Raw genomic sequence first — 24,357 nt, 5'->3', positions numbered from 1 at the left:
GAGATATCCATATTTCGATACCCCTATTAGATCAAAGGTCTAGCTTGAAAGCTAGACCTTTGTCAGCAGTCTGAGGAGCACTCATGTGCTCCTTTTTGTTTTTCTAATGTTCAATCGTTTCAGCGATCAACCTTGCCACTCATAAAGCGCAGGAATTTCGATAGCCTGCTCTTCAAACTCCACTACAATAGATTGCGGCTTCACTTCTATCAGCTGCACTTCCGGGGTTATCCAATCCCCTTGTGCCACCTCTTTATCATTGATTTTCACCCAACGCCTCTCTGCACTGCTTGAGTACATATGCGTTTGCAGGTTCAGACTCGGCAAGCGCCCACTCAAGCTCTGAGTATGCGACTCTAACTGAACTGTCGGTTGAGGTCGGTATCGGTCAATATCCACCTCAGACGATGAATCGCTGTTCTCAAGAATGGACTCAATTTTTAGGGCTAACTCCGGTGATAGCTCGGTAAGGTCCAGCCCTTGTAACAGGTCACGCTCGCTCGCGTCATTGTTTGCACTGCCGGTGTTCTGATTCAGTGGTGGGTTGCTCGATTCAGCAGGCGGTTGTTGCGGCTTACTCTCAGAGTCAATTTGAGCGAATGCAGAGTTGTCTTGTTCATTCGATATTTGAGTCTCTTGCTGATCACTGTTAACTGTTTCAGTGTTAACCGATACAAAGCTCATTTGACGCGGCAAAGCTTTCAGTTCACCCACCTGAGGTGCAGGACGAATGCTAAACAGCTCAGACGCCATCAAGCCAGTGTCGAGCTCTGCGACCGCTTGAGTGGGAATCGACTCTGACGTGGCAGGCTCTACCACACTTACTGGCTCAGTCAGTGCAACCTCGCTCTCTTGCTCTTTAGAGGTTTGCTCTTGATAAAGCAAACCACCCGCAACGAGTAATGACGGCACCAATAACAACAGTAGGCTCAACGCGATTGATGCACCGCGATGCGAACGCAACTTTGGAGCTTGAGTCGACACGAGATGTTGCTGGAATCCTGGCATCTGCGATGTTTGTAAACGGCTCATTGTTCGAGACATTACCCTCTCTCCTCATTAATACTCATCAGGATAGGTGAATCTAACTGAGCGATTCGTTGTAGGCGTGAGAGCGTTTTTTTGCCCGCAATGCCATCTACTGACATTCCTTGCCAAATCTGAAACGCCTCGACCTTGCGCTTTAGCTCGTCATCAAACTGATCTTGCCCCGTTACATTTTCTCCCAATGCTTCAGACAGTAACAGGTCAAGCAAAGTGACCGCTTCTCCGGAATCGCCCTCTCTCAGCGTCTCTCTCAGAGGTTGTTTCCATATTGCAACGTAATCCCCCTGCCACAGCGCCTCTAATGTCGTAACCGGCATTTGAACCAAAGATTGATTCACCAATAACTCAACCGACTTGTCAGAAAGGCCATACAGCACCGCATGATAAGCGTGCTCTTCAAAAGTTAATTTCAGCACCACTGGTGAGTTGAGTTCCATCAGTTCACGCAGTGTCGCTTGCCCTTCAGCACAAACAAACACGCTCTGTGGCTCACTCAAACATAAACCATCACGAAGTGAAGATTGATACCCCCATAACTGATACAGGTCTTGGATAGCAGAAGCTCGGCTTGTACCTAGTTTAAGCTGCAGAGCAATATGTTCAGGCAGTAGCAGAGGTTTTGCTTCAACTGGCCTCTCGATGGGCGCCTGAATCGCTGTTTTTACCTGAGGTTCAAGGTCAGACGCCGCTCGTTGATTAGCAAACCACTTGTCGATGTTTTGTGGCAGGATGTTTTGTGGCAGATAGGTAAACGTTCCCCAAGCGAGCCCCAAACCCAGTACACTCAGCGCGCTGTACTGCGCCATTTTTCGCCAAGCCGCTGATTGGCGTTTAACTGGCGCTTGATATACCTCGGCTTGGAACGACATGATCTGCTGACACGCTTGTTCAACGGTGGCTTGAGAAGGCATTTTCTCGCCTTGATGAAAACTCAGCTGAAGCGCTTTGTCACACACAAGGTTTATTAATCTCGGTATACCATGAGTGTATTGAGCAATGGATTTCACCGCGCGATTGGAGAATAGCATTTGCTGTGCACCGGCTGTCTCCAGTCTAAACGCAATGTACTTACCCGCCTCTTGGACATTGAGAGGCAGCAGATGATAACGCCCTGTGATGCGTTGGGCTAGCTGTCGAAGTTGATTGGTTTGCAAATGTTGCTGCAGCTCGGGTTGCCCCACCAGCAGTACTTTCAGTAGTTTACGACGGTCTGTCTCTAGATTGGTCAGAAGGCGTAGCTGTTCTAGAACATCCGCAGCAAGGTGTTGCGCTTCATCGATAACCAGTAGGGTTTGAATACCTTGCTCATGGCTGTCCAACAAGAAACTATGAATAGCCTGACTCAGCTGCTTAAGTGAAGCTTGCTCTGGATAGTCAATCTCGAACTCATCACACACCGCTTCGAGAAGCTCAATGTTAGAGAATGTCGGATTCAGTATAAGGCCAGCTTGTGTCTGGTCATCTAAAGATGCCAGCATCGCCTTAGCAACGGTCGTTTTGCCAGTCCCTACTTCTCCGGTCAGCATGGCAAAGCCACCACCATCACCGAGTCCAGCTTGTAGGTTCTGCATTGCTTCCTGATGACGCTGACTTAAAAACAAGTAGCGAGAATTTGGTACAATCGAGAATGGCATCTCTACGAAGCCAAAATATTCCTTATACATGGGCTGCCCTATAATTACGATAAATGGAAATTACCATTGCTCGCCATAAAGTCCAGCAGTGATAAAAGATTTCGAGGTGATAAGTTGCAAAACTACGATGGCTTACCAGTACACCAGAGCCTAAACAGATATTTAGTAGGTGGTGCCGTACGTGACCAATTACTGAACATTGCGAGCTACGACAAAGATTGGGTTGTCGTCGGCAGTACGCCGCAGCAGATGGAAGAACTCGGGTTTACCGCCGTCGGTAAAGAGTTCCCGGTTTTCTTGCACCCCAAAACGAAAGAAGAGCACGCACTAGCACGAACTGAGAAAAAGTCTGGCTCTGGTTATACCGGCTTTGAGTGTTATTTTGCACCTGACGTTACCCTCGAAGAAGATCTCATGCGTCGCGACCTAACCATCAACGCCATCGCGCAAGATGAACAAGGCACGCTCTACGATCCCTACCATGGTCAACAAGATCTTGAGGACCGCCTCCTAAGACACGTCTCAGACGCCTTTGTCGAAGATCCACTGCGTGTGCTGCGTGTGGCTCGCTTCGCCGCTAAGCTTCATCATTTGGGCTTTACCGTTGCGCCAGAAACTATGGAGATGATGCGACGTATCGTTGAGTCCGGTGAATTAGAGCACCTGACAGCAGAGCGTGTCTGGCAAGAGTGGCACAAATCACTCAGTACACCACATCCAGAAATTTTCTTATCAACCTTGAGAGAGTGCGGTGCCCTAGCCGTGGTACTGCCTGAACTGAATGCGCTGTTTGGCGTCCCGCAGCCAGAAAAGTGGCACCCTGAGATCGATACGGGTATCCACACCTTGATGGTCGCCCAGCAGGCCGCACTGTTAAGCACTTCACTGCCCGTTCGCTTTGCAGCCCAAGTACATGACCTCGGTAAAGGTGTGACCCCACCAAATGAATGGCCTAGCCACAAAATGCACTGTCATACAGGGATCAAGCTGATCAAATCCCTGTGTGAACGAGTTCGTGTGCCGAATGAATTTCGTGATTTAGCACTGCTTGTCTGTGAACAGCACTCCAACATCCATCGTGCAGGTGAGCTCAAGCCATCCACCTTCCTAAAGATCCTCAACAAATTTGATGTGTGGCGTAAACCTGAGAGACTCAATGACATCTTGCTGTGTTGCCAAGCAGATCATGCCGGAAGAAAAGGATTAGAGTCTGATCCTTATCCACAAAAGCCTCGCTTTGAAGCTGCGTATCAAGCTGCATTAGGGGTTGATGTTAAAGCGGTGATTGCCGACGGCTTTAAAGGCAAAGAGATTCGAGATGAGCAAGAGAAACGCCGTGTTCAGGCTATTGAGCGCACTCTAGCTACTTCTAAGCAGTAGCTAACTTGTGTCATTGATTAGAACAACAAAGCCCGCTGAATCAGCGGGCTTTGTGCATTTGAACCTTGAATTAAAGGCTTATTGCATCATCAAGAAAGCAAACAGACCACAGCCTAGAATCAGACGGTAGATAACAAATGGCGTCATACCCATGCGAGAGATTAACTTCAAGAAGAAGTGAATACAGATATAAGCACTGATGAAAGAGACCACAATCCCCGTCAACAAAGTACCAAAATGGATTGGATCGCCACTGGTAACTAGCTTAAGACCTAAGTAGCCGCCCGCTAGCGTGATAATAGGAATCGACATTAAGAAAGAGAAACGCGCTGCCGCTTCACGAGTAAAGCCAAGGTACAACGCAGCTGTGATGGTTGCGCCTGAGCGAGACGTACCCGGGATCATCGCCATCGCTTGCGCCAAACCAATGAATAACGCCTTCTTCCAGCCCGCTTGATACTCATCATCACGCAGTGCTGAGTTCTTATCTACCCACCATAACAACAAACCAAACACGATAGTCGTGGTCGCGATAACCCACGCACTACGCAGGTAAAGCTCAATGATGTCTTTCATCAACAGGCCAAACACACACGCAGGAATGGTCGCTAAGATAATCATCCAAGCCAGTTTCGCTTCTTTACTTCGATCACCTTTGAACACGGAACCAAAAAACGCATTCAGTAGTGAGATAACTTCTTTGCGAAAATAGATCACTACAGCCGCCAATGTCCCAACGTGTACCGCCACATCGAATGCCAAACCTTGGTCTTCCCAGCCAAGTACAGCTGAAGGAAGGATCAAGTGTGCCGAACTTGAGATCGGCAAAAACTCGGTAAAGCCTTGCACCAACGCCAAAATAAACGCTTCAAAATAACTCATTTCTAACCTTAAAAATTTATAGTTCTATATCTACAACAGAGAGAGAGTCTAGCTGCTCCATTTTCTGCCATATTTCACTGACGGTTCGCCCATCCTGAGGGATTACACGAGCAGGACAGAGATCATATAGTGGTTGTGTGACAAAAGGATATTTAAAGATATCACTGCGAGGCAGTTGAGGTTTTTGAGAAGAAACCACATCACCAAACAGCACAATATCGAGATCTAAATTGCGGTCTTGCAACTTATGGGCATCCTTCGTGCGCCCGTATTTAAACTCAATTTTACGCAGCTGTTGTGAAAATTCGGTCAATGACAACAAAGTATCGAGCTCAATCACGAAGTTATAGAACGGATGGCTGTCAAACCCCACTGGTTCACAGTGATAAATTGAGGAGCAACGTAGATTACTCCCCAAAGATTGCAACTCTAGCCAAGCGGCCTTGGCATGTTTGTCACGGTCGATATTGGTGCCGACCCCGACATAAGCAATGGTCATGCTTGGCCTCGTTCGATGACCACACCAACAGCTTTCGCTTGCGGCACCGCGCCCGGTTTCGCTAGGCGGATCTTGATCCACGGCACCGAGAATTGAGTCATAATCAATTCAGCGATCTCTTCTGCGACACGCTCGACCAATAAAAAACGACCATTTTCAATGTGCTCAAGCACCGCTGTGCTCACCTTTGAATAATCTAAAGCATCAACCACATCATCACTTTTACCTGCAGGGCGGTTATCGTGAGCCATTTCTATATCAAGCACTAGCTTTTGCTTAATTTCTTGTTCCCAGTCATACACACCAATCGTTGTGATCACTTCTAACTGTTCGATGAAAACTTTATCCAGTGCCATTAGTTGTCCTTTTAGAGGTCGGATACCCAAAAATGGGAAAAAAACGTATTATTTGCCTAATTCAGGATATGATATCAATTACTCTTGGATTGAGCATTATTTTCGCACCATTAAGGACAGACATGACTCCATTGGCACTCATTATGATCATTGCAGCCTATCTACTAGGTTCAATCTCAAGTGCGGTCTTGATATGCCGAATCGCGCGTCTGCCTGATCCCAGAACGGTGGGCTCAAATAACCCCGGTGCTACCAATGTATTGCGTATCGGTGGTAAAGCCGCGGCAGCCTCTGTACTGCTGTGTGACATGCTAAAGGGCACGATTCCTGTCTGGCTTGGTTACTTTCTCGATATCGACCCTATCATTCTGGGTGTTGTCGCGATTGCCGCATGTTTAGGTCATATGTACCCGATCTTCTTCCACTTTAAAGGTGGCAAAGGTGTCGCGACCGCCTTGGGTGCAATCGCACCTATTGGTCTTGACCTTACTGGTATGATTATGGGTACTTGGCTACTGGTCGCGTTTCTCTTCCGTTACTCATCCTTAGCTGCGATTGTGACTGTGTTAATCACTCCGTTTTATGCATGGATGGTTAAACCGCAATATACGCTGCCCGTTGCGATGTTGTGTTGTCTCATCGTACTGCGTCATCATCAAAATATTCGTCGATTACTCGATGGTAGTGAACCCAAATTAGGACAAAAAAAATCGGCGTAATCGATACAGATTACGCCGACTTTCCAACATTTCGCTGGTGATACTGTTACACCAACAGATGCTTATCTAAGAAGCTCGCAAGCATCTCATTTACAAACTCAGGCTGTTCTAAGCTACTAATATGGCCTGCATTTGGAATTACAGCTAACTCGCTACCTGAAATGCAATCATGCATTAAGTAAGATTCCAATACCGGACGAGGTTTGTCTTCTTGACCTACGGCAACCAAGACTGGCAAAGCAAACTTCTCTATCGATTCGATCATGTCGCGGCGTCCGAACACTATGCGCCCAATGCGTGCGACCTGTTCTGCGTGCTCACCGCTTAGCTGCGACAGAAACTCTGTAAAACCTTTCACTAGCGCAGGGCTATTTTGCTCTGCTTGATTCGCGAAGAACAAAGGAACCACCGCTTCAACAATCGGTGGTGGAACCATCTTGGTCTGGGCGATGGTATCTAATATTGAGAAGTACTTAGCGTGTGCCACTTCTGGCTCTAGACCAACAAAGGTATCCATAAGTACTAGCGTTTTCACGCGAGACGGTGCCAACTCAACCAACTCTGTCCCCCACATGCCGCCTACCGATAGACCAACAATTGAGAACTCCTCAACACCCAAATGATCAAGCAGTGCCAAAACATGTTGAGCATAATCTTTTAGCGTGCGCATTGAGCTTGGCGCCGCATCAGATTGACCGTGTGACCAAAGCTCAGGAACAATACAACGGTACTTAGATTTCAGCGCCTCTAATTGAGGTTGCCACATTGCACTATCCCATAGATAGCTGTGACCGAACACTAGTACAGGCCCTTGCCCCTCATCTAGGTACGCCATGTTTTTGTTTTCAATAGTGAAATTGTTCATTATCTACCCTAAGTCATATAAAAACGGCCGCTACTTCAGCGGCCGTTCAATCATTCAGATTCGATTACTCAGCAATAGGCTCAAGCTGATCGATAGGCCAGCGTGGTGTCGCTTGAACAGAAAGATCAGCCACCTCACCGTTCTTAAGACGCTGCATACCTGCATAAGCGATCATTGCACCGTTATCAGTACAAAACTCAGTGCGAGGGTAATAAACCTCACCACCAATCTTCTTCGCCAGCGCTTCAAGTTCTGCTCGTAACTGCTTGTTTGCACTCACACCACCAGCAATAACTATACGTTTCATGCCAGTCTCCGCCAAGGCACGCTTACACTTGATTACCAAGGTGCCACAAACCGCCTCTTGGAACGCGTATGCGATGTCTGCGCGAGTCTGTTCGCTATCGTCGTTGTCACGAATGGTATTAGCTGCAAAGGTTTTTAGACCAGAGAAGCTCATATCTAGACCAGGACGATCCGTCATTGGACGCGGGAACTTAAAGCGACCCGGCGTGCCCTTTTCTGCCAAGCGAGAAAGCAGTGGACCACCTGGGTAATCTAAACCCATCAGCTTCGCGGTTTTGTCGAAGGCTTCACCAGCTGCGTCATCAATTGACTCACCCAGAATACGATATTCACCAATGCCTTTTACTTCAACCATCATGGTGTGACCACCCGATACCAGCAGTGCCACAAACGGGAACGGTGGTGGGTTATCTTCTAGCATAGGAGCAAGTAGATGGCCTTCCATGTGGTGTACTGGCACGGCTGGAACGCCCCAAGCGTAAGCAATACTGCGACCAATCGTCGCACCAACAAGAAGAGCACCTACCAAACCAGGGCCTGCTGTGTAAGCAACACCACCAATGTCTTTAGAGGTTAAGTTTGCTTCTTTAAGAGCCGCTTTGATCAGTGGAATGGTTTTCTTCACGTGATCACGTGATGCAAGCTCAGGAACAACACCACCGTAATCGGCGTGCAGTTTTACCTGGCTGTAGAGTTGATGAGAAAGCAGACCTTGCTCATCATCATAAATTGCGATTCCTGTTTCATCACAAGAGGTTTCAATACCAATAATGCGCATAATTTTCTCGGCACGCTTTCATCTTTAATGGGAAATTAGCGTAATATTACCCTGCCTGAGCTCAGCAAACAAATATTGTACAGACTATAATCGACAAAGTGCTTTACAAAGCCACTGTGATCGGATTAAAATTCCGCACCATTTTTGATCAAGCTGGTTAAGACTGAATATTTAAGTTCAGCTCACTAAGTTACCAGCGTTAACGAATAACCCCTGAGGTGAAAGGCATATGCCAGTAGTTAAAGTACGTGAAAACGAACCGTTCGACGTTGCACTACGTCGTTTCAAGCGCTCTTGCGAAAAAGCAGGTATCCTTTCTGAAGTGCGTCGTCGTGAGCACTATGAAAAACCAACTACAGTTCGCAAACGCGCTAAAGCAGCAGCTCAAAAGCGTCACGCTAAGAAGCTAGCTCGCGAAAACGCACGTCGCGTTCGCCTGTACTAATAACTTAATCCATAAGGACTGAGTTATGGCTCTTATTGAACAACTCAAAGAAGAGCAAAAATTAGCGATGAAAGCCAAGGACAAACCGCGCCTTGGCACTATCCGTTTAGCTCTTTCAGCTATTAAGCAACGTGAAGTCGACGAACAGATTACTCTGAGCGACGACGACATCCTTGCTGTTCTAGTTAAGATGGTTAAACAGCGTCGCGATTCTGTTGCTCAATATGAATCGGCTGGTCGTCAAGATCTTGCTGACGTGGAACAAGCAGAAATTGCTGTACTTGAAGGCTTTATGCCTCAACCGCTTACTGAAGAAGAAGTCATTGCACTACTTGATAGCGCAATTGCAGAAGCTCAACCTGCGGGCATGCAAGACATGGGTAAAGTAATGGCTATCTTGAAACCACAAATTCAAGGGCGTGCAGATATGGGTAAAGTTAGTGGTTTAGTTCGCTCTAAACTCGCTTAATCCCAAATCAAATTGCAACAAGCCGTGCAATCCTATGGAACGCACGGCTTGTTTGTATCTGTTACCTATTCAAACTATATTATCATCACTCTCAGTTAGTGCATTTTTCTAAGGTTTTATGGCTGGAATTATCCCACGTAGTTTCATTGATGACCTCCTCGCGCGTCTCGATATCGTCGACATCATTGACGCACGCGTAAAACTTAAGAAAAAGGGCAAAAACTACAGTGCTTGTTGTCCATTTCACAACGAAAAAACGCCCTCTTTTAGCGTAAGCCAAGAAAAGCAGTTCTATCACTGTTTTGGTTGCGGCGTGCACGGCAACGCCATCGACTTCATCATGGAGTTCGAGCGCCTTGAGTTTGTTGAAGCTATTGAAGAGCTTGCGAGCTTTCTTGGCCTAGAGGTCCCTCGCGAGCAGCGCAGCGGTGCCATTTCAACTCAGCCGCGCGCCAACACAGAGCAAAAGCGTAATCTCTATGACTTAATGGGTGGTATCAGTCAATTTTATCGCTCACAACTCAAGCTATCTTCGAGTAAGCCTGCGATTGAGTACCTTAAGAATAGAGGGCTTTCAGGCGAAATCGTACAGAAGTTTGGGATTGGTTACGTTGCCGATGAGTGGGATTTAGTTCGTAAGAATTTCGGTCAACAAAAAGAAGCGCAAGACATGCTGGTCACGGGCGGCATGTTAATCGAAAACGACAAGGGTAACCGATACGACCGTTTTCGTGGACGCATCATGTTCCCGATTCGCGATCGTCGTGGTCGAGTGATTGGTTTTGGTGGCCGTGTTCTTGAAGATGGAACACCAAAGTACCTCAACTCCCCTGAGACTCCGATCTTCCATAAAGGCAAAGAGCTATATGGTCTTTACGAAGTCTTACAGGCTTACCGTGAGCCACCTCAAGTCTTGGTGGTTGAAGGTTACATGGATGTTGTCGCGCTAGCGCAATATGGCGTAGATTATTCCGTCGCCTCGCTGGGCACGTCGACAACTGGTGATCATATCCAGATGTTGTTCCGTCAAACCCACACGGTTGTGTGTTGTTATGATGGTGACCGAGCGGGTAAAGAAGCCGCTTGGCGCGCGCTGGAAAATGCGCTTGAATATTTAAAGACGGGTAATACCCTGAAGTTTCTGTTCTTGCCAGATGGCGAAGACCCAGACAGTTATATTCGACAGCACGGCAAAGAAGCCTTTGAACAACTGGTTCAAAACGCGACGCCACTTTCGACTTACTTGTTCGACAACCTAATTGAAATCCATCAATTAAACCTTGGAACAACCGAAGGTAAATCGGCGTTACGAGCCCATGCCAGTGCACTTATCAATAAAATTCCTGATAGCTACTTCCAAGAACTGCTTGAAAAGTTACTGGATGAACGCACGGGGTTTGATAATCAGCTAAGACGAGCTAGAGTTCATAAAAAGAGCTCTAGCCCGCAACCGCATAAAGAGCTTAAACGCACCCCTATGCGAGAAGTGATCGCTTTGCTTCTACAAAATCCGAGCTATGCTGATATGGTACCGGATTTATCAAGTGTACGAGACTTACCATTACCTGGTTTAAGTTTATTCGTAGAGGTACTTGATAAATGCCATGCTAACCCCCATATCAACACCGGCCAGTTGTTAGAGCACTGGCGACATAGTAAACATGAGGCACTTCTGTCTCGTCTCGCGAGCTGGGAAATCCCCCTCGATGATGACAATCAAGAAGATATATTCTTAGACTCATTGGACAATATTCTTGCCCAGTGCGTAGAAAAGCAAATTGAAAACCTGCAGGCCAAAGCAAGAAGTGTCGGTTTATCAGCCGAAGAAAAAAGGGAGCTGCTAGCCTTAATGCTAGATTTAAAAGCGTAACCCTGATTGATTAGTCAGCATTGATAAAATTTGTTAACATTTATGGTTTGCATTTTAAAATGCAACTTCCTTCACCAGACCTGAAGTTGGATATCATCTATGGATCAAAATCCGCAGTCACAGCTAAAATTACTTGTTATTAAAGGCAAGGAACAAGGCTATCTGACCTACGCCGAAGTAAACGACCACCTACCTGCAGAAATTGTTGATTCTGAACAGGTAGAAGACATCATTCAGATGATTAACGACATGGGTATCAAGGTTGTAGAAACCGCACCTGATGCCGATGATCTAGCCCTAAATGATGACGATACCATCACAGATGAAGATGCAGCCGAAGCGGCAGCAGCAGCGCTTTCTAGCGTAGAAAACGAGATTGGCCGTACAACGGACCCAGTACGTATGTACATGCGTGAGATGGGTACTGTTGAGCTATTGACTCGTGAAGGCGAGATCGATATTGCTAAGCGTATCGAAGATGGTATCAACCAAGTTCAGCTCTCTGTTGCTGAATACCCTGGCACTATTCCATACATCTTAGAGCAGTTTGACAAAGTTCAAGCTGAAGAGCTGCGCCTTACCGATCTGATCAGCGGCTTCGTTGACCCAGATGACGATGGTACTGCAGCACCAACAGCAACGCATATCGGTTCTGAGCTGGCAGAATCTGATCTTGACGATGAAGATGCTGAAGACGTAGATGACGAAGATGACGCTGAAGAGGAAGAAGAAGATACAGGTATCGACCCTGAACTTGCTCTTGAGAAGTTCACTGCGCTTCGCACAAGCTTCCAAAATCGTCAACTAGCGATCAACGAATACGGTGCAGAGAGCCCGAAAGCTGTTCTTGCAACAACGATGATGCAAGACGTGTTCAAAGAGTTCCGTCTAACGCCAAAACAGTTCGATTACCTAGTTAATGAACTTCGCACTTCAATGGATCGTGTACGTACTCAAGAGCGCCTAATCATGCGCCAAACGGTTGAGTACGGCAAAATGCCGAAGAAATCTTTCATTGCCCTATTCACAGGCAACGAATCGAGCGAAGCATGGTTAGACGAAGTACTTGCTTCAGACAAGCCATACGCAGAGAAGATCAAACGTAACGAAAGTGATATCCGTCGCTCTATCCAGAAACTGGATATGATCGAAAAAGAGACGTCACTAACAGTACAAAGCATTAAAGACATCAGCCGTCGTATGTCTATCGGTGAAGCGAAAGCTCGTCGTGCGAAGAAAGAGATGGTTGAAGCGAACTTACGTCTAGTAATCTCGATTGCTAAGAAGTACACCAACCGTGGTCTACAATTCTTGGATCTAATCCAAGAAGGTAACATCGGTCTGATGAAAGCGGTTGATAAGTTTGAATACCGCCGTGGTTACAAGTTCTCGACTTACGCTACATGGTGGATCCGTCAAGCAATCACTCGTTCGATTGCCGACCAAGCTCGTACTATCCGTATTCCGGTTCACATGATCGAAACGATCAACAAACTAAACCGTATCTCTCGTCAAATGCTGCAAGAGATGGGTCGTGAGCCGCTACCGGAAGAGTTGGCTGAGCGCATGCAAATGCCGGAAGACAAGATCCGTAAAGTACTGAAGATCGCTAAAGAGCCTATCTCAATGGAGACACCAATCGGTGACGACGAAGATTCGCATCTAGGTGATTTCATCGAGGATACGACTCTAGAACTGCCTCTAGACTCTGCAACGGCAACTAGCCTACGCGGTGCAACTAAAGACGTTCTAGCAGGCCTAACGCCGCGTGAAGCGAAAGTACTACGTATGCGTTTCGGTATCGATATGAACACAGACCACACTCTTGAAGAAGTTGGTAAGCAGTTCGACGTAACTCGTGAACGTATTCGTCAGATCGAAGCAAAAGCGCTACGTAAGCTGCGTCACCCAAGCCGCTCTGAAACGCTACGTAGTTTCCTAGACGAGTAATCTCTCGCGAGATTTGGCTAGCTTTTAAGCATATAAGAAGAAAGGTGAGCTGTAGCTCACCTTTTTTGTATCTATATGATTTAAGTGGCTAAGAACTAAGCGCAATTGCCCCCTTTAGTGGCTAGACACCACTGATTGCATCCCCTATAATCATTGCCCTACGGCCCCTTAGCTCAGTGGTTAGAGCGCACGACTCATAATCGTTCGGTCCCCAGTTCAAATCTGGGAGGGGCCACCAAATTCCGATAAGGCTCATGAAGAAATTCATGGGCCTTTATCTTTTCTAGTCCTTTCCATATCCGGTCTTCGATTACTTCCTGTAAGCACAATTTCATTAGCGCCAGTGAAACACTCCACTTAATCACCACAGAACCCGTAAATATATCTCAGGCTAATATCGACCATCAGTAAGCTCTCTCATCTGTACGGCACGATTCTGCGCTAGTTACATACGACTCAATACCATATTAGAACCTGGTGACTATTAAACAATGATGACCGTTCACCCTCAGTGGTAATAGGTCTGATATCTCTTAAGTGATTCAGGTTAGTAACACTCTAGAGTGAACCACAGAGCGAGAAGCTGCAGTTAATCATTGGACTGGTATTCATACTGAAATCGGCAGTCTCAACGCTAGAAGCGATTCTAGGATGAATATAGTGAGGGTGAGAAGTTGGGTGAGTGTAATCAGGTGGAAATCTAGCATGGGTATCCCGTCGACGACGGCAATAGACCTAAAATCAAGCTGAAAGACCGGACTAGGACCGGACCGACGACGCCGTCGACAAAACCTAGGGAAAGTAATCACTGAAGAAGTCAGGTAGAGCAAGGGCTAGAGAGAGATTACAGGGCCAGTCTAGTGTGACCGACCCAGAGACTTAGGATTTTAGGTTGGTTGGATTTAAAAAAAGTAGCAAGAAACCAAAAGCTGAAGAAGCTCAACAATACTACGCTCAGAGCCAGTCAAAGCAACTGAGTGTCTGAATCCAATTTTAGTGCAAAAAATCTAAACTAATTGCATATCTAGCCGATATTGAACATAACACATAGCCACTAACTGAAATAACTTCGATATCTTAATGGAACTGTATGATGACAAGCATCTCAAGCATTAACACTAACGCACCAACAATGCAGTACCAAAGTCAACTGAACCGCTCTATAGATAAGCAAAACACGTCTATGGAGCGTCTTTCGTCTGGGTTAAAGATCAATACTGCCAAAGATGACGCAGCTGGTCTTCAGATTTCAAATCGGTTACAAGTTCAAAGCCGTGGTATGGATGTGGCAATCAGAAATGCGAATGATGGTATTTCAGTGCTTCAAATAGCTGAAGGAGCAATGAACGAATACACAGAGAATCTAATGCAAATGCGTGATTTGACACTCAGATATGCAAATGGATCTCTATCTAAAAATGACCAAAAATCCATCGAGAAAGAGTATTCTGCACTAAGAGATGAACTCACTAGAATTACTGAAGCTACAAGTTTCGGTGGGAAGAAATTGCTCAATGGAAAACTCTCACAGCTTTCTTTCCAGATAGGCTCAACGAATGGTGAAGCAATTAAAGTAAATTTACCAGATCTAGGTAATAAAATAGACCTTCAAACAGTTAAGACTCAAAAATGGGTCAGTTGGAACTACTCTGATTTAGACTGGAAGTCAAAAGAAGGTGATTCTATAAGTCTCAGAAACTTTAGAAATGGCGAATACCTAGCTCACCGCGTTAATATTACCGCTGGTTCAACCATTTATGATGTCGAGAACTACCTAAATGACGAGTATGGCGATCTCTTAACAACGGAGATAGAACTCGGAGGTCCTGGATACCATGGCTTAAGAAGGCTAATAGTTACGTCAAAAAGCGATGAATATGGTTTTTTTTTGGATGTAATGAATAAAAGTGGAAGTAGAGATATAACTACCAGTCATACCTATCAAGTTGATGAAGAGAAAACGATTTCGGATGTAAAAGGGAGAATTCCTACCCTTACTGAAGCAACAAGCGGTAAATCAGTGACCGACCAACTTGACGAAGTACTACATTATGTCGACTCTGAAAGAAGTAGATTGGGTGCAACGCAAAATCGGCTCTCTCATACTATAAATAATTTATCCCAATCTTCAGAAAATGTTGCAGCGAGCAACCGTCAGATCAGAGATACAGACTTTGCCAAAGAGTCAACTCAGCTAACCAAACAGTCGATATTGAGAGAAGTAAACACATCAATGCTAGCTCAAGCAGGTAACACACCTAGGAGCGCTCTTAATTTACTCAGTTAGCTATAATGAATCCATTAGCAGTTTCATCAACTTCTTTTTATCCTCATTACCTAAGTCTCCCAATAAATTCAAAAAAGCCAGCGCCAGATGAGCTCTTTTGAGGTAAGTCTAGTGTGATCGACCAAGCGATCTAGGATTTTAGGGTAAGATGCCATATTAAGATTCTTCTGGCCTTACAATAATTAACTCATCGCTGTTTAAGCCTGACTGGATAAACAACTCTGGAGTGTTTTCTTCATTTAATCCTTCCATCATCACGAGAGCTTTAGCTTGGTTAAATGCTTTATTTAAAGAAAGCCCAAAACCAATGGCGGAGTAAAATTGTGATGCGAAAATTCTTGCTGCCTCATCTCCAATACTAGTGCTCATACCTATGGCAGCCTCAATGTGCTGGACCACAGCTTCAGCTTGATTAAATGAGAAACATGTGTTGAAAAATACCAATCGTAAATCAGAGGTAGATGCCATCATTGTTTGAACTATAGCTTCTTTGCTAACCAACTTTGCATTTCCTTGAGAGTCTTGAAATACAATCTCATCAGCATCAGAGCCATGTCCGCTGAAATGAACGATAGTAGGATTGAGCTCGTTGATTGCTTGTAGGACATCCATAGGCTGAACTGCCCAGCGACTTTCAAAGATAACTGAATCTCGATGTTTCGATTTGCGAACCATTTCCGTGATTGCTCTTGCTTCTTCATCTAATCTAAGTTGCCCAGCATCTTTTGGGTTGGCAGCTAAGAAAAGAACAACCACTTTTTCGGGAAGCTGTTTTAATTTATCCAAATCTGATTTTATTTCTCGGTGGGTTTTCTCATGATTAGTTAGAGTACTACTTATGCGTTTCAAGTTGTCTTCTTGTTTTTTTCGGATACGTTCGGACTCTTGAGCTCGCTTCTTTAAAGCTTTTTCTTCCTCTTTAGATACTTTACCTTGCTCATTTATTAGCTCTTTATTTTTTCCTGATAGTTTAGTTTCAAGTTCTGCTATTTTCTTTTCAGTATTAGCTAAGTCTTTCTGTAACCTTTCTATTTCACGCAGCTTAGTTCTGATAGTGCTGTCAGATTTGGATCTGCTTATAGCTTGTTGAGCTGAATTGATTTTTATACTGATACTGGCAATTTTCTTCTGCTCTTTAGCTTTATCTTGCTGTAGACGAGCAATCTCATTTTGTTTGCGAACTACGTTTCTTCTATATGTATCTAGCATTACATTTACCTCTTAGTGACTTCCAACTCACTAAGCCGAAAAGTCAGTGAGGACAGATATATATTAAAACTATGATACTGATAATCATGGAGTTTAATATGATCAAGGTTACAACTTTAAATAATCTATCAACCCTACCAACCACTACAACTCTGCAAGAACAAATCAAATCCATACTCACCGAACCATTCCACGATGAAACAGAAACCCAACAGGCATGGGATGAACTGCAATGTGAACTCTGGTTCCTCACCTCAATTAATGAGCTAAACGCTGTCGTCGTCGACGATATCGAACTGCTAAAACGAGCCCTAACCTATACTGAGTTCGAAGATGATCTAGATTACGGAGCTTCTATATCCCTAAGCATTGTCGAGGACAATGGCAAGGGTATCTACCTGCTCATTCCGAAGACACTCCGCACTGAATTACACCAATATTTCTCAATCTTTGATGAGTAAGGAGGTATCCAATGCAATCACGTAAATTCAAATTCAATAAAAGCCAACTTGATTCACTACCGCCGACGCCGTCGACAAGTCGAAGTAAAGAAACTGAGTACACGGATGAGATCTGTAGTGGCCTGAAAATAATTATCAACAGAAAAGGGAGGAAGCGCTTCTTATTCAGCTACACCTATTTTGGCAAGAAAAAATCTGTTCAACTAGGCGAGTATCCAGCGCTAGATATCAATACAGCTAGGCAGATAGCCAATGACCACAAGCGAGAGATAGCACTAGGCAATGACCCAAAGGCTATGAGGGATGAAAAATCCAATGTACTAAGTTTTCAAGAATTTGCGGAGCTGCATTATCTACCCTACGCCCGAATGAACAAACTCACCGCTAAGAATGATGTCGGTAACTTGAAGCTACATTTCTACCCTAAATGGGGCAAGAAAAGCATCACCGATATCAACCAACAAGACATTCAAAAGCTACTCGATGGAGTTTTAGAAACAAGAAAGCCATCCACGGTAAATAGATTGCGGTCCCTAGTTCTTAGGATCTTTAGATTAGCAATGGAGTGGGGATTCGTGGACAAGAATCCGGGGCAGTACATAAGAAAGCTTAAGGAGAATAATTTAAGAAACAGATTCCTGAATCGCAAAGAGGTTTCATCTTTCATCAAGGCATGTAACGAGGAACCTAATCGCACCCAAGGAAACGCCTTAAAATTCGCCCTGCTTACTGGGATACGCATAGGTGAAATTACTAATTCTAAGTGGGACTGCCTTACCGTCGACGACGACGGCAATTGGAGCCTATTTCTTCCCCACACAAAATCGGGGTTATCAAGGACGGTTTTACTCAATAATTTAGCTAAGGAGGTGATACATGACCAACGACGATTTCAGATACGTAAGAACCCCTATATCTTCGCCGGAGATGCACCCGGTAGACCTATCGCACATCCAAAGAAGGCATTCGCTAGAATCAAGAAAGCAGCAGGGATTTATGATGACTTCCGTATACACGACCTCAGGCATAGCTTTGCTTCAATTTTAATCAATAGTGGAAACGCCACGCTCTATGATGTTCAGCATCTACTTGGGCACCAGAGCCCTCAAACTTCGACTAGATATGCTCATTTGGCTAGTTCTAGGTTGAGGGAGGTAAGTGCTAATGTGTCAGAGTTGGTGGGGGATGTGAGTAACGGATAGTGTAAAAGCAGTGAGTATGTTGCTCGCTGTTTTTTTGGCATGAAGAGAGTCAAGTTCATTATCCACTTGCTTGCTAGAAAAACTTTTACTTATATTGTCAATCAGATAACCTTATGACAGAAAGGTTATCGGTGTCTGTTAGTTATGAAAATACTATATAAATATGTAGAAAATCCAAATTTTATTTTGAAGGATGGATACATCCGAGCTTCACAATTATGCGCGTTAAATGATCCTTTCGAAGGGAACTATTGTGAGGAAGGGCTAAGCAAACTTGCCGAAGAAATTAAGCTCGGTTATGGAGTTGATACAAATTTGTGTGAGTTTGTTGAAAATTACAAACACAAAATTGGTGTTGTTTGCCTTACCGAGTCTAAAGAGAACCTATTAATGTGGTCACATTATGCCAAAGAACATAAAGGCTGTGTAATTGGATTTATTGTTAACTCTAAACATGAAACAGAACCATTTCACTTATTTGATGACCTTTTTGAGCATGATAATTTTGAGATAGTCCCATCACCATTCAATGGATCATTTGAAGCAGTTAGTTACAGAAAGCAGCCAAGGTATCGCATAGATAGCTTTGACTGTGACTACTCGAACTTTCATGAAGATCAAATTTTGTACGAGATTTTTCAAAGAAAAAGCGATGAATGGATATATGAAAAAGAGCACAGAGCTATTCTAAGGTTATCACAAGCGGATAAAGTCGTTCTTACAGAAGAAGCGCTACTAACCCACAGAGATCCTTCACACTTTCTAGAGATGGCGAACGATTTAAAATGCTACGAAAAAGTAAAAAATAAGCATCATTTCTTACTAGAAAACATTTCAGATCGTTGTGAGCGGGGATCTATGGCAGATGCATTGGAGAATTTTTCAAAATGTAGAGACGTACTATATTTGTTTAAGCTTGATAAATTATCAATTAGATCAATAACATATGGATACAATTCTTCACTTATCGATAGCGCTTGTGAGTTTAAAGAGATTTTTTCTACTAGATTTTTTGAGCACTGGGAAACCTGTTTAAATAAGACTAATTATACTCTTGATTTTAAAGAGATTGATTTTATTTAAATTATCCCTCCAAACCTAAAATCCTAAGTCACTGGGTCGGTCTCTCTAGACAGGCCCTGTAATCTCTCTCTAGCCCTTGTTCTACCTAACTTCTTCAGTAATTACTTTCCCTAGGTTTTGTCGACGGCGTCGTCGGTCCGGTCCTAGTCCGGTCTTTCTATTCAACTCTAGGGTAATTTAGTGTCTGGGTTGCCGTGGCGATGACTATCGTCGCCGTTGTGCCGCAAAAAAATGCCTAGCACCAAGAAGCCTTTACTTTTATAAGCCACTTCTCTTTTTTCATACGGACAAGGAGGATACAACTACTGGTATCCTCCGCATTTCATGAATCAGGTAGTCTTTGAACTAGCAAGCTTTCCATCTTTTATATTCGTTCAAATCCTCAGAAGCTAAATCGATAGCTAACTTGATAACAAGTGCATCATCGAGATACCCAACTACTGGGATAAAATCAGGGATAACATCTATTGGCGATGCGAAATATACAATCGCACCTGTAATAGCTGCGATTACTCGCCACGGTACGTCCGTGTAATCTCCTTTCACATAATCGGTGATTAAATTCACCATTAACTTAATATCATTCCACAGCTTAGACAATGCGCCTGGAGGGTTACTATCAAGCTGGTCTAACTTCTTATTCCCTTTTTTAGATGCGTATTCAACATCAGTATCATCCACATCTTTTATATCTTCGTAGAATTGCTTGCGAGCCTTTTCTTCTTGCTCTTTACTAATTCCCATGCTCAGCCTCTATTTATTAATACATATCAATACATGCAACAAATGCTAACTGAGCTGTAACAAACAAAACTTGATGATTATCATAATGTTGCACATGCAGTGTCCATACTTGTTTAATTGCTCAAAAATACAACTACTAAAAGTCTGGTACTGGAAACGACTTCAGCTAGAGCTAATAACTCGGCTTTTACTCCCTCGTAATCTTTTGATTTGGTATGCATGTAGATAGAAGACTAAGCCTTCACGGATAAACCTAGACGACGAACGATCGCTGAACAGAAACCTTGATTGTTGGCTGAACCTAATTTGAGGATGTTAGAAAATGGATTGTGTTTTGACGTGGCGTTAGATGCATCAGCTTCTGTATTCGCTGTACTGCCTTTAGATTAGTTCATAGAAACTGTCCTTTATTTATTGAACTAGAAAGAAGGAAGCTCTTACCGGACGAATCCAGTAAGAGCTCTTACAGTTCAATAATATAAATTCGTTTTAATGCTTGTTACGCCTAGGAGTTTTCCCCTGTCTTTCCACCCAGATTTAAACCCATAATCTTGTCGGCGTCGTCGTACTAAACTCCTCCCATCAACCCCGCCGTCGACGTCAGTAAGCTCATGCGGATAATCAGGTAATGTGATTTTGCTGGTGGATTTCGGAGTGATTCTGGGCAGGGTTACTATGTTGACTACAGGGCTGAAGCTTGACTCATAATCGTTCGGTCTCCAGTTCAGACCACCAAATTTAGAAAGGCTCATCAAGAAATTCATGGGCCTTTATCTTTTTCTAGTCCTTTCCATATCCGGTCTTCGATTACTTCCTGTAAGCACCATTCCATTAGCACCACTAAAAACTCGACCTAATCACCATAGAATCTGCAAATATATCTCAGGCTAATATCAACCACCAGTAGGCTCTCTCATCTGTACAACACGATTCTGCACTAGGTAATACCGCTCAATACCATATTAGAACCTGATGGCAACTAAACAATGATGACCGCTCACCCTCAGTGGTAATCGGTCTGATATCTCTTAAGTGATTTAGGTTAGTGACGCTCTAGAGTGAACCACAGAGTGAGACGCAACAGTTAATCATTGGACTAGTATTCATACTGAAGTCGATAATCTCAACGCTAGGAGTGGTTCTAGTGTTGATAAATACAGACAAGGTGGATTATGATGCTTTTTTTATGAAATTTTATGCAAATGGATTTGTTATGCTCAGAGTAATCACTAACCTTTTTCCCATATGGGCTGTTTTGTTTTCTACGGCAGCTTTTTTTAAACCAGATTTATTCATTGGTTTAAAAACATCTATTGTTCCACTATTAACCTTAATAATGCTCGCTATGGGGTTAACTCTGAAGCTTTCTGATTTTGCTAATGTATTAAATAGATTTTCAGCTGTAGCAGTCGGTGTTGTGCTTCAATTCACCATTATGCCACTAGTAGCTTTATTGATTGCCATCTCACTTAATTTTGATGCAGACCTTACGGTCGGATTAGTTCTTGTTGGCTGTGTTGCTGGCGGCACAAGTAGCAATGTTATGTGCTTCCTATCAAAAGGAGATGTCGCTCTTTCTATAACAATGACAGCAATCAGTACCTTACTTGGCGTGCTGATTACTCCGCTTCTAGTTGAATTATTAGCAGGTAAAGCCGTTGATATTCCTGTTATGGGTATGATTACTAGCCTAATCAAGATTGTATTAATACCAGTTATTATTGGCATAGTATTAAACAGTCTCTTTAATTCAGCTCTCGATAAAATCTCCGATGTTTTACCGCTTATCTCTATGATTGCAATCGTTTTAATTATTGCGATTGTTGTTGCTCTAAATGCAGGGAAGCTAGTTGAAGTTGGACCGGTTGTTGCGTTAGCGGTAGTAATACACAATTCAATTGGATTATTTCTGGGGTATTTCTTACCTAAGAAGTTAGGTTTTGAAGAGAGTGAATGCAGAACAATTGCTTTCGAAGTCGGTCTTCAAAATTCTGGCCTTGCAACGGCACTTGCAATGAAATTTTTTGCACCTACTGCTGCTATTGCAGGTACCATTTTCTCTGTTTGGCACAATATCAGCGGTTCGATACTTGCCGGATATTGGTCGAAAAAAACCAAGGTGGAGCGAACGGTCTTAACACAGTAACTTAGCTTAGTTTCAAAGTTAAACTATTGTACTGATTAGGGCGTGTTGACCTTTCGTGGTTGAATTTTGTTCGGATGGGGACGCCTAGTCAAAAGCGTTTTAATCGCGGCGAGGGAGAAGTAGCCTAGTCATTCTAAGCAAATCTCCCTCAACAAAGAGTAAAACGCTTTTAGCCGAACCCTTCGGGCAGCGTTTGCTGGTCATTTCTACTGCGTTATCGGCTTTTCATGTAGGCTAGCTACACATCAAAGCCTCTGCCTTGTATAAATACCCAGCAACTCGCTGCAAAAACCAGCTCGAAAGATCAACACGCCCTAGTTAAGTCTCACTGTTATAATCGTTCGGTCCCAAGAAACCACCCAATTTATGAAAGCCAGAACAGTTTATGCTGCTCTGGCTTTTTGCTTTTCTGGCCTGAATAATTTTCTACCCTTTTCCCAATTCTACTCGCCCTATTTGCCACATCTTTAAGTCGGTTTCCTCAATACTTCTTCACAGCACGGTGTATTCAATCACTTACCTGTGACTTGATTTGCGTTTTTTTGTTTTAAAAGGCGGCACTATGAAAGGTCACAACTTCATCAACTGCTCAGGGAAGACACATGAAAGACGAAACGCTCTCGATTCACTTTGGTTACGAAACTGACCCAACAACCAAATCTGTCGCCACACCTATCTATCAAACGGTGGCTTACGAGTTCGATGATGCTCAGCATGGTGCAGACCTCTTTAACCTGGAAGTTCCAGGCAACATCTATACCCGCATCATGAACCCAACTAATGATGTGTTGGAAAAACGAATGGCAGCGCTTGAGGGTGGTATTGCAGGCTTAGTGGTGAGTGCAGGTAGTGCTGCAATCAACTATGCGATTCAGACCTTGGCGCAAATTGGGGATAACATTGTGTCCACGCCTCAACTATACGGTGGTACATACACTCTGTTTGCACACATGCTGCCAAACCAAGGCATTGAAGTGCGCTTTGCTAAGGACGATAAACCTGAAAGCTTAGCTGAGCTCATCGATGAGAACACCAAGGCGGTTTACTGTGAAAGTATTGGTAACCCTGCTGGTAATATCATCGACCTAGAGCATGTCGCCGAACTTGCCCACGCACAAGGCGTCCCTGTCATCGTCGACAACACAGTTGCAACTCCAGTGCTATGCAAGCCTATCGATTTTGGCGCGGACATTGTTGTGCATTCATTAACGAAATACGTTGGCGGCCACGGTACTACTCTAGGTGGCGTCATTGTCGACTCAGGAAAGTTCCCATGGGCGGAGCATAAAGATCGCTTCCCAGTATTCAACCAACCAGAGCCCTCTTATCACGGTGTGGTGTACACCGAAGCTTTTGGTGAAGCTGCCTTTATCGGACGAGCGCGTACAGTGCCGCTGCGCAATACAGGCTCAGCACTTTCACCAATGAACGCCTTTATGCTGATGCAAGGCTTAGAGACCTTGTCACTGCGTATGGAGCGTCACACTGAAAATGCCCTCAAGGTTGCTGAGTACCTCAAGCAGCATGACAAAGTGAGTTGGGTGAGCTATGCCGGTTTGCCAGACTCTGAGTTCTACCCACTGGCTGAGAAGTACATGCAGGGTAAACCTTCCGCTATCTTGTCTTTTGGCCTCAAGGATGGGTATGAAGCCGGAGTTCGCTTCTATGACGCACTGCAGATCTTCAAACGCTTGGTTAATATTGGTGATGCTAAGTCACTAGCCTGTCACCCAGCGTCAACGACTCACCGTCAGTTAAGTGAGCAAGAACAGAAGCAAGCAGGTGTGTCTCCAGAAATGATTCGTCTCTCTGTTGGTATCGAACATATCGACGATATTCTTGCCGACTTAGAACAAGCATTGAACGCTTAACGCTATGTTTCTATAACAAACGACATTATGTTCTGATAGCAAACAACACCATAAGCCAGCATGTCACGTGCTGGCTTATTTGTTGAGGCTATCGTTCTGTGATTGGTATATCAATTAAGCAATAACGATATCTTCCCTACTTCCTACCTTCTAT

General features: G+C 44.2%; 21 protein-coding genes and 1 tRNA gene. 13 read left to right on the top strand and 9 right to left on the bottom strand.

What is annotated here, in order from left to right:
- Positions 1-126 precede the first annotated feature (126 nt).
- Together AC6I7V_RS01940 and AC6I7V_RS01935 are read right to left on the bottom strand one after the other, a co-directional pair.
- Positions 127-1,044, bottom strand: coding sequence for a general secretion pathway protein GspB (locus tag AC6I7V_RS01940; protein ID WP_498011239.1), 918 nt, complete (start codon positions 1,042-1,044; stop codon positions 127-129).
- On the bottom strand, positions 1,044-2,711 hold the full coding sequence (locus AC6I7V_RS01935) for an ExeA family protein (protein WP_498011238.1): 1,668 nt from the start codon (positions 2,709-2,711) through the stop codon (positions 1,044-1,046). Before AC6I7V_RS01935 ends, AC6I7V_RS01940 begins: the two co-directional genes overlap by 1 nt.
- A gap of 36 nt (positions 2,712-2,747) precedes the next feature.
- Between AC6I7V_RS01935 and AC6I7V_RS01930 the strand changes: the two genes are divergently transcribed.
- Entirely contained in the window at positions 2,748-4,061 is a 1,314-nt protein-coding gene (locus tag AC6I7V_RS01930) for a multifunctional CCA addition/repair protein (protein ID WP_498011237.1), read from the top strand.
- Positions 4,062-4,139: 78 nt separating this feature from the next.
- Here AC6I7V_RS01930 and AC6I7V_RS01925 read toward each other — a convergent pair whose 3' ends face one another.
- Genes AC6I7V_RS01925 through folB form a run of 3 tightly spaced genes read right to left on the bottom strand, consistent with a single transcriptional unit; the run spans position 4,140 to position 5,798 of the window.
- Positions 4,140-4,943 (bottom strand): undecaprenyl-diphosphate phosphatase, encoded by an 804-nt coding sequence (locus AC6I7V_RS01925; RefSeq protein WP_255231502.1) that lies wholly within the window; start codon positions 4,941-4,943, stop codon positions 4,140-4,142.
- Between the two features lie 16 nt (positions 4,944-4,959).
- Positions 4,960-5,442, bottom strand: a complete 483-nt coding sequence (gene folK / locus AC6I7V_RS01920; protein WP_498011236.1) for a 2-amino-4-hydroxy-6-hydroxymethyldihydropteridine diphosphokinase — start codon at positions 5,440-5,442, stop codon at positions 4,960-4,962.
- Complete coding sequence (folB, locus tag AC6I7V_RS01915; protein ID WP_032553075.1) at positions 5,439-5,798, bottom strand: dihydroneopterin aldolase; 360 nt, start codon at positions 5,796-5,798, stop codon at positions 5,439-5,441. The genes folK and folB overlap by 4 nt, the downstream gene beginning before the upstream one ends.
- A gap of 122 nt (positions 5,799-5,920) precedes the next feature.
- Between folB and plsY the strand changes: the two genes are divergently transcribed.
- Complete coding sequence (gene plsY, locus AC6I7V_RS01910) at positions 5,921-6,517, top strand: glycerol-3-phosphate 1-O-acyltransferase PlsY (RefSeq protein ID WP_498011235.1); 597 nt, start codon at positions 5,921-5,923, stop codon at positions 6,515-6,517.
- Between the two features lie 46 nt (positions 6,518-6,563).
- On the opposite strand, the gene AC6I7V_RS01905 is transcribed toward plsY, so the two are convergent.
- Both AC6I7V_RS01905 and tsaD read right to left on the bottom strand, forming a co-directional pair.
- Positions 6,564-7,382, bottom strand: coding sequence for an alpha/beta fold hydrolase (locus tag AC6I7V_RS01905; protein WP_498011234.1), 819 nt, complete (start codon positions 7,380-7,382; stop codon positions 6,564-6,566).
- A 64-nt stretch (positions 7,383-7,446) separates the two neighbouring features.
- Positions 7,447-8,466 carry a tRNA (adenosine(37)-N6)-threonylcarbamoyltransferase complex transferase subunit TsaD gene (gene tsaD / locus AC6I7V_RS01900; RefSeq protein ID WP_255231506.1) on the bottom strand — a complete coding sequence of 340 codons (1,020 nt, stop codon included), beginning with the start codon at positions 8,464-8,466 and terminating at the stop codon, positions 7,447-7,449.
- 229 nt (positions 8,467-8,695) lie between these two features.
- Here tsaD and rpsU point away from each other — a divergent pair, with 229 nt between their 5' ends.
- The 6 genes from rpsU to AC6I7V_RS01870 all read left to right on the top strand — a co-directional run bounded on the left by rpsU (position 8,696) and on the right by AC6I7V_RS01870 (position 15,487).
- Positions 8,696-8,911 (top strand): 30S ribosomal protein S21, encoded by a 216-nt coding sequence (rpsU, locus tag AC6I7V_RS01895; RefSeq protein ID WP_001145625.1) that lies wholly within the window; start codon positions 8,696-8,698, stop codon positions 8,909-8,911.
- A 25-nt stretch (positions 8,912-8,936) separates the two neighbouring features.
- A complete protein-coding gene (locus tag AC6I7V_RS01890; protein WP_152468123.1) occupies positions 8,937-9,380 on the top strand; it encodes a GatB/YqeY domain-containing protein in 444 nt (147 codons plus the stop codon).
- A 118-nt stretch (positions 9,381-9,498) separates the two neighbouring features.
- The gene (gene dnaG / locus AC6I7V_RS01885) at positions 9,499-11,250 is read left to right on the top strand and encodes a DNA primase (protein ID WP_255231507.1); all 1,752 of its coding nucleotides are present in this window, start codon (positions 9,499-9,501) and stop codon (positions 11,248-11,250) included.
- Between the two features lie 99 nt (positions 11,251-11,349).
- Positions 11,350-13,200: an RNA polymerase sigma factor RpoD gene (rpoD, locus tag AC6I7V_RS01880; RefSeq protein ID WP_255231508.1), complete on the top strand. Its 1,851-nt coding sequence runs from the start codon at positions 11,350-11,352 to the stop codon at positions 13,198-13,200.
- 162 nt (positions 13,201-13,362) lie between these two features.
- Positions 13,363-13,438: transfer RNA gene (locus AC6I7V_RS01875), tRNA-Ile, on the top strand.
- Positions 13,439-14,290: 852 nt separating this feature from the next.
- Positions 14,291-15,487 (top strand): flagellin N-terminal helical domain-containing protein, encoded by a 1,197-nt coding sequence (locus AC6I7V_RS01870; protein ID WP_498011233.1) that lies wholly within the window; start codon positions 14,291-14,293, stop codon positions 15,485-15,487.
- Between the two features lie 156 nt (positions 15,488-15,643).
- On the opposite strand, the gene AC6I7V_RS01865 is transcribed toward AC6I7V_RS01870, so the two are convergent.
- Positions 15,644-16,696, bottom strand: a complete 1,053-nt coding sequence (locus AC6I7V_RS01865) for a CHAT domain-containing protein (protein WP_498011232.1) — start codon at positions 16,694-16,696, stop codon at positions 15,644-15,646.
- Positions 16,697-16,794: 98 nt separating this feature from the next.
- Between AC6I7V_RS01865 and AC6I7V_RS01860 the strand changes: the two genes are divergently transcribed.
- The 3 genes from AC6I7V_RS01860 (at position 16,795) to AC6I7V_RS01850 (ending at position 19,442) form a co-directional block, all read left to right on the top strand.
- Entirely contained in the window at positions 16,795-17,157 is a 363-nt protein-coding gene (locus AC6I7V_RS01860) for a hypothetical protein (RefSeq protein WP_498011231.1), read from the top strand.
- A gap of 11 nt (positions 17,158-17,168) precedes the next feature.
- The gene (locus AC6I7V_RS01855; protein ID WP_498011230.1) at positions 17,169-18,359 is read left to right on the top strand and encodes a site-specific integrase; all 1,191 of its coding nucleotides are present in this window, start codon (positions 17,169-17,171) and stop codon (positions 18,357-18,359) included.
- A gap of 144 nt (positions 18,360-18,503) precedes the next feature.
- Entirely contained in the window at positions 18,504-19,442 is a 939-nt protein-coding gene (locus AC6I7V_RS01850; RefSeq protein ID WP_498011229.1) for a DUF2971 domain-containing protein, read from the top strand.
- A gap of 345 nt (positions 19,443-19,787) precedes the next feature.
- Here the strand turns inward: AC6I7V_RS01850 and AC6I7V_RS01845 are convergent, their stop codons facing one another.
- Positions 19,788-20,186, bottom strand: coding sequence for a YkvA family protein (locus tag AC6I7V_RS01845; protein WP_010434547.1), 399 nt, complete (start codon positions 20,184-20,186; stop codon positions 19,788-19,790).
- 1,213 nt (positions 20,187-21,399) lie between these two features.
- On the opposite strand from AC6I7V_RS01845, the gene AC6I7V_RS01840 reads away from it, so the two are divergent.
- Both AC6I7V_RS01840 and AC6I7V_RS01835 read left to right on the top strand, forming a co-directional pair.
- The gene (locus tag AC6I7V_RS01840) at positions 21,400-22,332 is read left to right on the top strand and encodes a bile acid:sodium symporter family protein (protein ID WP_498011628.1); all 933 of its coding nucleotides are present in this window, start codon (positions 21,400-21,402) and stop codon (positions 22,330-22,332) included.
- Positions 22,333-22,934: 602 nt separating this feature from the next.
- A complete protein-coding gene (locus AC6I7V_RS01835) occupies positions 22,935-24,203 on the top strand; it encodes an O-acetylhomoserine aminocarboxypropyltransferase/cysteine synthase family protein (RefSeq protein ID WP_498011228.1) in 1,269 nt (422 codons plus the stop codon).
- Positions 24,204-24,357: the final 154 nt, after the last annotated feature.

The organism is Vibrio sp. KUL70, assembly GCF_059725515.1.
The sequence above is the reverse complement of the archived record's forward strand: the minus strand, read 5'-3'. Positions and strand labels throughout refer to the sequence as shown.